A 2,135-nucleotide genomic window follows, 5' to 3' on the forward strand; every position below is an offset into this window, starting at 1 on the left:
CCTGGCCCAGAGCTTCGCCACCGCCGCGACCACCCCCGCCCCCCAGGGCACGACGGAGGCAACCGGCGCGCAGCCGTTGGCCCACCTGGTCCGCTCCGCCCTGCACCACGGCTCCACCCCCGCGAGTGCTGCCCCTGAGTACGCCGCGTGGTCGCGGGCGCTGCGCTCCCTGGTCCTGACCGGCGCCGCGCCCACCAGCGAACCCGTGCTGGAGCACACCACCAACGACGACCTCCTGGGGGTCTCCTGGCGGGCCCTGACCCGAACCCCCCACCCCGTGGAGGGCCCCACCCGGGGCGCGTTCCCCTGCGCCCACCTGGTGGACACGGTGTGGGCGGCCTACCACTCCCACGGCGACCTGGCCGCGATGTACACCGGCGCGCTGGCCGGGGCGCGGTGGGGGGCCTCGGCCCTGCCACTTCAGGCCGTGCGCAGGCTCAGCGAGCACACCGACCCCCACGCGCTGACCGTCGCCGCCCTGGTGGCCCTCAACGGCTCCCACCCCGACCGCTGGCCCCAGCTGCCCATCCGGGTACGGCCCGAGCAACGCCTGCCGCCCTTCGCCGTGCCCCACCCCCTGGACCCTCAGGTGCTCCTCGGCAACCTGGACTTCCTGCGCTCGCGTCCCGAGGACGTGGACGCGGCCGTCTCGCTGTGCCGCACCCACCCCGAGGACGCCCCCCACCTGGCCGGGCCGGACTGGGTGCGGGTGTGGCTGCACGACACCCCGGGCCGCAACCCGAACCTGCACTTCACCCTGGACGAGGCCGCCTCCGCCGTGGCCGCCCTGCGCGCCGAGGGCAAACGGGTGCTGCTGCACTGCTGGGCGGGGGCCTCGCGCACCCCGGCGGTGGCCGCCCGCTACGCGGCCGCCACCCTGGGCGCCCCGCCACTGGAGGCCATGGCCGCCCTCATCCCCGCCGTGGGCGGACATCTGGACAACCCCACCCTGTCGCAGGCGGTGGCAGAGCTCAGCGGCCTGGACCTGCCCAACCCGCTGACCAGCCTCTTTCCTGCGGGGCTGCCCCCACGTCGACCTGAACTGCGGACGTCCCATATCAGTGGGTGATAAGTTCCACAAACCGGCGCTTTCCGGTACCGTTACCCTCGCGTTACCCCTAGGCTCTGCGCCCGGACCCCGTGCCAAGCCACCGGCGGTCCCCGCTGTCTCCCGTGCTCGGCTCCACTCGTTTCCGGGGCCCGCACCACCTGGCGCACCGCGCCTTCCACGGCCGCCGTGCCGGGAGGTCACCGCCACGCCCCTGTTCCCGTTCGAAGGACTGTGTTGTGGGCACAAACGAGCCCCAGATCCCGCCCGCCGACGATCACGACGCCGCCACCGAGGCCGCACCCGTCGTCGGACCCCGCCAGGCCGCCGCGCGCTCACGCTCGCGCCGCAAGCGCGCGCTGGTCGTGGCCTCGGCCGCCGGCCTGACCCTGGTCGTGGGCGGAACCGCCGCGGCGGCCGTCCTCATCTCCGGAGCCGACCCGGGCACCGCCACCAACGCCGCAGGCATCCCCAAGGCCCAGCCCCAGACGCTGGTCGTGGAGGAGCCCGAACAGGACACCGCCCAGCCCGAGGACGACCAGGACCGTTCCCAGGCCGGGGCACCCCAGGCCCTGACCGCCTCGGGCTCCGACGTCCGCGAGGAGCCCGAAGAGGAGGAGACCACCGAACCCGCGGCACCCTCCGGTGACTCCGGCGGCTCCGACGCGCAGAGCACAGGAGAGGGCGGCACCTGCGAGGCCTCCTTCTACGGAGACGGCTTCCACGGCGCCACCACCGCCAACGGCGAAACCTTCGACACCTACGGCATGACGGCCGCCCACAAGACGCTGCCGTTCAACACCATGGTGAAGGTGACCAACCCCAACAACGGGAAGTCGGTCACGGTCCGCATCAACGACCGCGGCCCCTTCATCGCCGGACGCTGCCTGGACCTGTCCACGGCCGCCTTCGACGAGATCATCGGCACCGGCTCCGGTGTGGGCACCGTCGCCTGGGAGGTCGTGAGCTAGCCGCCACGCCCACCACGGCACACCCGATGCGCCCCGCACCACCTCCCGGTGCGGGGCGCGTCGGGTGTGCCGTGGTGGGCGTGGCGGCTAGCTCACGACCTCCCAGGCGACGGTGC

2 protein-coding genes are annotated in these 2,135 nt (G+C 74.1%); both read left to right on the forward strand.

Features of this window, described 5'->3' with window-relative positions:
- A partial coding sequence (locus tag ADX84_RS24995; RefSeq protein ID WP_049579939.1) for a dual specificity protein phosphatase family protein occupies positions 1-1,069 on the forward strand: 1,069 nt, incomplete at its 5' end.
- 218 nt (positions 1,070-1,287) lie between these two features.
- Positions 1,288-2,019 carry a septal ring lytic transglycosylase RlpA family protein gene (locus ADX84_RS25000; protein WP_049579942.1) on the forward strand — a complete coding sequence of 244 codons (732 nt, stop codon included), beginning with the start codon at positions 1,288-1,290 and terminating at the stop codon, positions 2,017-2,019.
- Positions 2,020-2,135 lie beyond the last annotated feature (116 nt).

It is taken from the genome of Nocardiopsis sp. SBT366, assembly GCF_001083815.1.
In the GTDB taxonomy this organism is placed as follows: Bacteria; Actinomycetota; Actinomycetes; order Streptosporangiales; family Streptosporangiaceae; genus Nocardiopsis; species Nocardiopsis prasina.